General features: G+C 43.3%; 6 protein-coding genes. 3 read left to right on the top strand and 3 right to left on the bottom strand.

Annotated features, from left to right (window positions below):
- The first annotated feature begins 303 nt into the window (after positions 1–303).
- The 3 genes from astA to astB are packed head-to-tail and all read left to right on the top strand — an operon-like array spanning position 304 to position 4,200.
- Positions 304–1,326 (top strand): arginine N-succinyltransferase, encoded by a 1,023-nt coding sequence (astA, locus tag HUJ19_RS08695; protein ID WP_290623472.1) that lies wholly within the window; start codon positions 304–306, stop codon positions 1,324–1,326.
- Positions 1,327–1,353: 27 nt separating this feature from the next.
- The gene (gene astD / locus HUJ19_RS08690; protein WP_290623470.1) at positions 1,354–2,829 is read left to right on the top strand and encodes a succinylglutamate-semialdehyde dehydrogenase; all 1,476 of its coding nucleotides are present in this window, start codon (positions 1,354–1,356) and stop codon (positions 2,827–2,829) included.
- On the top strand, positions 2,830–4,200 hold the full coding sequence (astB, locus tag HUJ19_RS08685) for an N-succinylarginine dihydrolase (RefSeq protein ID WP_290623469.1): 1,371 nt from the start codon (positions 2,830–2,832) through the stop codon (positions 4,198–4,200).
- 38 nt (positions 4,201–4,238) lie between these two features.
- On the opposite strand, the gene HUJ19_RS08680 is transcribed toward astB, so the two are convergent.
- The 3 genes from HUJ19_RS08680 to HUJ19_RS08670 all read right to left on the bottom strand — a co-directional run bounded on the left by HUJ19_RS08680 (position 4,239) and on the right by HUJ19_RS08670 (position 7,300).
- On the bottom strand, positions 4,239–4,814 hold the full coding sequence (locus tag HUJ19_RS08680; RefSeq protein WP_290623468.1) for a hypothetical protein: 576 nt from the start codon (positions 4,812–4,814) through the stop codon (positions 4,239–4,241).
- Positions 4,815–4,881: 67 nt separating this feature from the next.
- Positions 4,882–6,921 carry a TonB family protein gene (locus HUJ19_RS08675; RefSeq protein ID WP_290623467.1) on the bottom strand — a complete coding sequence of 680 codons (2,040 nt, stop codon included), beginning with the start codon at positions 6,919–6,921 and terminating at the stop codon, positions 4,882–4,884.
- Positions 6,911–7,300, bottom strand: coding sequence for a BlaI/MecI/CopY family transcriptional regulator (locus HUJ19_RS08670; protein WP_290623466.1), 390 nt, complete (start codon positions 7,298–7,300; stop codon positions 6,911–6,913). Before HUJ19_RS08670 ends, HUJ19_RS08675 begins: the two co-directional genes overlap by 11 nt.
- Positions 7,301–7,501 lie beyond the last annotated feature (201 nt).

Below are 7,501 nucleotides of genomic sequence, written 5' to 3'. Positions count from 1 at the left end.
GTCGCGCGAGTATAATTTGAATGTGCAGAATTATCAGACATAAAACACCTTAAGCTTGTGACAGGGTTTGCCCCTGCTCTTTCCGTTCATTGAAATAGGTCGGTATCATGTCCTTTTTTCTGCTAAAATTCCACCCCTGTACCGACGATTGGCTTAATTTTAAAGGGCTGAGAGGTCGTACAAGTCTCTTATATTACAAACTGGCACTTCCTTTCTGTGGTGAGATTTCCTATTATCATCAACCGCTTAGGCATCAGTGTCGCCAGTTAAAGCTACATTTTAAGGAATTCAGGACTTTCAATCATGGTTATCAGACCAGCTCAACATACTGATTTAGAAGATATTTTGGCATTGGCTGCCAGCGCCGGAACCGGCCTGACCACCCTGCCTAATGACCCAGTTCGTATCGAAGACAAAATCAAAAACTCGGTCGATGCATTTAGCCGCGATATTGTTAAGCCTGGGCCTGAATATTACTTTTTTGTGCTGGAAGATGATGCAAGCGGCAAGGTAGTCGGCACTTGCGCCCTGGTTGCTGCGGTCGGTATGGACGAAGCTTTCTATACCTATAAATTAAGCACCGTAGTTAATACCAGTCGCGACTTAGGTATCTATAACAAACACAAAATTTTAGTCTTGTGTAATGATTATACTGGCACCACAGAAATTGCGACTCTGTATCTATCTCCTGACTATCGTGGCGGAATCAATGGTCGCCTGTTAGCCAAATCACGCTTCCTATTTATGGCTGACTTCCCGCAGCGATTTGCTGACAAGGTGATTGCCGAGATGCGCGGTTTCAGCGACGAACAAGGCCGCTCGCCATTCTGGGAGTCACTAGGTCGTCGCTTCTTTAGTATGGATTTTGCCAAGGCTGATGCTATTAGTGGTTTGGGCAGTAACCAGTTCATTGCTGAGCTAATGCCACAACATCCAATTTATGTGGATATGTTATCAGATGATGCCAAGCAGGTGATTGGTCAGGTGCATCCTGATACTCGTCCGGCGCTTGCCATGCTTAAACGTGAAGGCTTCCGTTATCAAAATTATGTGGATATTTTTGATGCAGGCCCCACTATTGAAGTACCCAAGGATCAAATCAAAACCTATCGTGCCAGCCGTCTGATGCCAATCCGTGTTGGCAAACCGGAAGGTGAAACCGAGGCGATTATGATCAGCAATCGTCGCCTACAGGAGTTCCGCACCACGGTATTTGAAACGCGAATCGATACTGATGAACTGATTGTCAGTGCAGAAGTGCTCGACCGACTTCAGGTAAAAGAAGGCGATACGGTTCGTGCAGCCAGTCTGCGCAACAAACGTTAAACGAATTTACAGCAGGTGTTTTTTAATATGACTCAAGATGCTCATAAAAACTTAATGATCAACAATCAATGGCTCGCCGGTGAAGGCGATAGCTTTAGTTCAGTCAACCCAGCTAACGGCGAAGTCATCTGGCAAGGCAATGCCGCAACTGAAGAACAGGTGGGGCAAGCGATTGAAGCGGCACAGAAAGCCGGTTGGGACTGGAGTCAAAAGTCATTGGATGAGCGAATTGCCATCATTAAAAACTTTGAGCAGCAATTAAAAGACAACAAAGAAGAACTTGCGGAACTGATTGCACAAGAAATGGGCAAGCCTTACTGGGAAACCCTGACCGAAGCTGGCGCCATGGCCGGCAAAATTGATATTTCGATTCGAGCCTATCATGAGCGTACTGGCGTTAAAGAAGCTGAAATGGGCGCTGGTATCGCTGCTACTCGCCATAAACCGCATGGCGTTCTGGCCGTATTCGGTCCTTACAACTTCCCAGGCCATTTACCCAATGGTCATATTGTTCCAGCCTTGATTGCAGGAAACACGATTGTATTCAAGCCAAGCGAATTAACACCAGCCGTTGCCGAACTAACGGTTAAATTATGGCAGAAAGCAGGGTTACCTGATGGCGTTCTTAATCTGGTTCAAGGCGAGGTCAATACGGGTATTGCACTAGCCAGCCATCCGCAAATAGATGGCTTATTATTTACCGGCAGCGAAACAGTCGGCAAGCTTCTGCATAAACAAGTTGGCGGTCAACCGGGCAAAGTTTTAGCTTTAGAAATGGGTGGTAACAACCCGCTTATTCTGGGCGATGTAAAAGACTTAAAAGCTGCCGTTTATCACACCATTCAATCGGCTTATATTTCTGCTGGCCAACGCTGCACCTGTGCACGCCGCCTGTTTGTACCAAAAACATCACAAGGCGATCAATTTATTGAGATGCTAACCGAAGCAGTTAAAAACATTCGCGTCAGTCACTACAACGATGACAACAAACCGTTCATGGGCCCTGTGGTTTCTGAGAAAGCTGCTAAAGATTTAGTTCGCGCTCAGCAAAACCTGCTTGATAAAGGTGCTAAAGCCCTGGTCAAAATGGAGCACATGAAAGAAGGCACCGGTTTTGTCAGTCCTGCACTGTTGGATGTAACCGGCGTTACCCCTGAAGATGAAGAGTTTTTCGGCCCTATTTTGCAAGTCTATCGTTATGATGATTTCGAAAGTGCCATTGCCGAAGCCAATAACACCCGCTTCGGTCTATCAGCCGGTTTGTTCAGCGATGACAAAGCACAGTACGACACATTCTACCGTCGCATTCGTGCCGGCATCGTCAACTGGAATAACCAATTAACCGGCGCATCCAGCGCAGCACCCTTTGGTGGTATCGGTAACTCAGGTAACCATCGTCCGAGTGCCTACTATGCTGCTGACTACTGTGCCTACCCGGTGGCTTCGATTGAAAATCCTGCCTGTGTCATGCCTGAAACGCTAACGCCTGGAGTATCTCTATAAATGAGCACCAATAAAAATATGGCTTACGAATTTAATTTTGATGGCCTGGTTGGCCCAACCCATAACTATGCAGGCCTGTCTGTCGGTAATGTTGCCTCAACGTCTAACGCAAACTTGATTGCCAAGCCCAAAGAAGCGGCCAAGCAGGGCTTGCAGAAAATGAAGGCGCTACATGACCTAGGCTTAAAGCAAGGTGTTTTAGCACCCATGGAGCGCCCAGACGTGGCCACACTGCGTCGTTTGGGTTTTACTGGCACGGATAGTCAAGTTATCATCAAAGCTGCCAAGCAGGCACCTAAAGTGCTAGCGGCCTGTAGCTCAGCCTCAAGCATGTGGACAGCCAATGCCTGCACCATGGCACCATCAAGTGACACTGCAGATGAAAAGGTGCATTTCACTCCGGCTAATCTGGCCAATAAATTCCATCGTTCGATTGAACACCCAACCACAGGCCGTATTTTGCAGGCCATGTTTAAAGACGAGAATCATTTTGTTCACCACCCTGCTCTACCGATGGGCGATCACTTCGGTGATGAAGGGGCGGCCAACCATACTCGCTTTGTGGATGTGAATAGTGAAAAGGGTTATGGCAAGAAAGGCCTACACTTCTTCGTGTTTGGCAAATATGCCTTTGACGACAGCAAGCCAGCGCCGCATAAGTTTCCTGCACGCCAAACCTTCGAAGCTTCGCAAGCCGTTGCACGCCTGCACATGCTGGACAGTGACAATGTGGTATTTGCACAGCAAAGCCCACACGTTATTGATAAAGGTGTTTTCCATAATGACGTAATTTCCGTGGGCAATGGCAATGTTTTATTCGCCCACCAGAAAGCCTTCTTGAACCAGATGCAGGTTTATACTGACCTTGAGCGTGCATTTGATGGTGAAGAGTTCCATGTGGTTGAAGTTGGCGCTAATGATGTTTCAGTAGAAGATGCGGTTAAGTCATACCTGTTTAACAGTCAGCTGGTTACATTACCCGATGGCAATATGGCGATTATCGCCCCTGGCGAGTGCGAGTCAGTTCCTGCAGTAAAGGAATATCTGGACTGGCTGGTTGAACAGGATACGCCAATCAAAGAAGTTAAAATCTTTGATGTAAAACAATCCATGCAAAATGGTGGTGGCCCAGCCTGTTTGCGTCAGCGTATCGTACTCAATGAAACAGAAGTTAGTGCCATGAATCAGAACGTCATCATGAATGATGATCTGTTTGCAACGCTCAACGCCTGGGTTGAAAAGCATTACCGCGACACACTAACCGAAGATGACTTGGCTGATCCAAGCCTACTCAACGAATCGCGCATGGCTCTGGATGAACTAACCAAAATCTTAAACCTTGGTTCGGTTTACCCTTTCCAGATGGTTTAGAAATAATATGTAAAAAAGCCCGCATTGTGCGGGCTTTTTTATGGCTCAAGCATAACTGGTTCTTCACTAAGCTCTAAGGTACTTGAGTTTTCCCTCGTTGCATAAGTCAGCCCCTTATCAGCAGCCAGCTCATAAAAGTGAAACCTGGTGTTTTGATACACAAATACTACTGCCAGCAACTCAGATCTTTTATTATCGATTGCATAGATACGCTCTACGGTACCTAACTCAGAGTCATGTTCTAATATGTAGTCATACTCATCATCGATAAAGCTATCTGGGAACTTCTGAACAAACTGATTATCTGTCTTAGCATAAGTATATGTGCCACCATAGAATACCCATCGATCCTGCTGGTTATATATTTTAGGCAGAGATAAGTTGATACCATTTCCTTGCGCAACCAAACAATGAAATTTAGATGATGGGTTACAATATAAAACACTCTCCACTTCTTCTAGTTGATTTACACTAGCCAAGTAGTCCTTACTAAATTTCAAACTGTCTATTGCTTTATTACCTGTTTTGAATTCGTACACGCTTATGTAGTTTGAACAAGAAGTCAGGGTAAGAAGCACTCCTATAAGTACAATCGATAAAGTCTTACAACTCATATTTATTCACTTCCATTTCTATAAAGCCCGAAAATGCGGGCTTTATTATGGTTCTCATTACCCAAACTTACTCAAGCTCAAACTTAAGCATATAGGTAATATCCTTAGCCTGTTTATTCTTCTCAAACTTCCATTGTTCGATTGCGTTCATTGCCACTTCATCAAATACACCTTCTGGTTCTGATTCAGTAGCACGAATGTTATAAGGCTTGCCGTTGGTATCCACATCAAACTTAAACAGCACATGTCCAGCAATTCCATTTTCTGCAGCGTATTTTGGATACTGTGGTGGCTTAGTGTGAGTTGGTGTAGCTTTCTCATTCACATTCTTAGGATCCGTTACTCTGATTTCGCTTTTTTCGTAAATGACGTTTTGTACTTCTTCTGGACTCTCAGGAGTTAGTGGCGCTGAAGGAGCTGAGGGCGATGAAAGCTCAGGTGGCTCTGGAATATTTTCAAGTCTGTTTTCAAACTCAATAATTTCACCATTGGTCATGGCTCGTGTCTGACCATTTTCTTCAATGGTGTAAGCGCCATTTACTTTTTTATAAATCACTCCATCCTCATTAATAGTAGCTTCAACAGATTTGGCACCCGAAGCATCTCCAGATTTTACTTTTCTAATTTCAATTTTTCTCAGATTCCGCTGTTTTTCTATCTCAGTTCGAGCTTTCTCAAGTTCTGCTTTTGCACGCTCCATATCAACTTGAATGCTCTTCTTCATCTTATCGCTAGACATTTCTTCTTTGGCTTTAATGATTGCCTTTCTAGCTTGCTCCATTTCTTCTTTAGAGAGATGCCCATTTTGAAACTCAATCTCAATATCACGTTGTGCTTCTGCTAGTACTTTGTGAGCATTTTCTATTTGAATCTCAACATCCTGAAGATCATTTTCATGCAAAACTAATACTCTGTGAGCATTCTCCAGTTCTTTCTCAGCAAGTATTAATTCTTGTTCTGTTAACAGTAGGTGCTTTTGAGCTTCTTCATGCTTTTGCTCAAATTTCTTACGCTCCTGTTCGGTCATTGGACGTTTATTGTCACCTTCAAGGATGTAGTAGTTATCATTTTCCTGTAAATAGGTAATACCGTCTCCTTCACTAAACTCAATAACAACTTTCTTATTTCCTTCATCATCAATGACTATATTTTCAGTGGTTACAACACGCTCTTCATTGGGCTCCTTATTGGCTGCATAAACGGCGCAACAGCTTAGAACAAAGGCGGCGCCTAATGTCATAACTATCTTACCGGTTTTGTTTAACGGGTCTGTGATATTCATAATTCTTTCCTCAAGTTGGTTAAAAACCTTCCATGAGCAAAGTAGACTTACAGAGTGAGTGGCAGAAACTGTTGATAATAGCGCATGACCATAATCTTTCGTGCGAGTATGGTTGCCTTTGTTAAGCACCAGATAGTCACAAAATAACTCCTGATCATGTCTGAAATTCTTTCGAGCTATATAAATGAGTGGATTAAACCAACCAATACAGACCAGCACATCCCACAACAGGTTTAACCATAAATGCTTCTGTTTTATATGCTGTTCTTCATGCTCAATAATGAGCTGTATTTGCTGCACTGATAATTGCTTTGCAACGTGGATTGGGAAATAAATTGTTGGCTTGATAAAGCCATACACAGCCGGTGATATTTCTTTATGGTCAACGGCAATAACCTGATATTGACTTTCTCTTATTAAATTAAAACCAGGCAATTCACTGATTGGTCTTTCTATCTTCTTTAAGTCTTTTCTCAGTTCTATGTGCTGAATAATCAGCCTCAATAATAATAACGTTGTACCTGATAACCATAATGCACCAAGCCACCAGTAATTCTGTAACGTTTCTACAGGCTTTACTATCATGACCGATACCGCCTGACCGATGTAATCAGAATTAGCACTACTAGAATCAATTGAAGCAATAATTTTGGCAACCACAAACCCAAGCGGAATAGCTAACCAAAGCAGGTACGAGTTATAACTTTTGGTGGTTTTTCTGATAAAAAACCGAACAATAAGTACGCTCAGGACAATAACACTTAGGTCGAGATTAAAATGCCAGAAAGCATCCAGCCAACCGTTCATCTTGAGATCACTTAACATCCCTGCTCTCCTTGTCCTCTAGCAAGCTTTTTAAATAATCCAGCTCCTCTTTTGATAGCTGTTTGTTATCTACAAATGTGGCTAGCAACTCTTTGATATTGCCTTTAAAGACCTTATCCAGAAAACTTTCACTCTCGTCGGCCAGGAACTCATCGCGCTCTATGGCGGGAGAATACAAATAGCGACGCCCATCTTTTTGGAAAATCACCACGCCTTTCTTCACCAAACGATTAAGAAAGGTTTTAACAGTCTTTTCACTCCAGTCCTGAGTTTGGAGGCGTTCCACGACCTCAGTGCTGGTTAATGGAGATTCCTGCCACAGAATATCCATTACATTCTTTTCTGCTTCACTCACTCTGATTGACATACTTTGACTCATATCAGTTTCTATTAATTATGATTACAAATGTAATCCATGCTAAAGATTACACCTGTAATCAATAACCGTCAACCCTAAATTTACACTCACGGCAAATTTGCAGTTTTCCGGCCAATGGCTTAGAGTTCCACTATTCCAAAATGGGGCTAATAATATGAATCTCAGTTTAAAAATTCTGATCTATATGGTCGCAGGCGCTAT

It is taken from the genome of Kangiella sp. (assembly GCF_014762745.1).
Taxonomy (GTDB): Bacteria; Pseudomonadota; Gammaproteobacteria; order Enterobacterales; family Kangiellaceae; genus Kangiella.
Note: the sequence above shows the minus strand (reverse complement) of the source record. Positions and strands in the feature narration are given on the sequence as shown.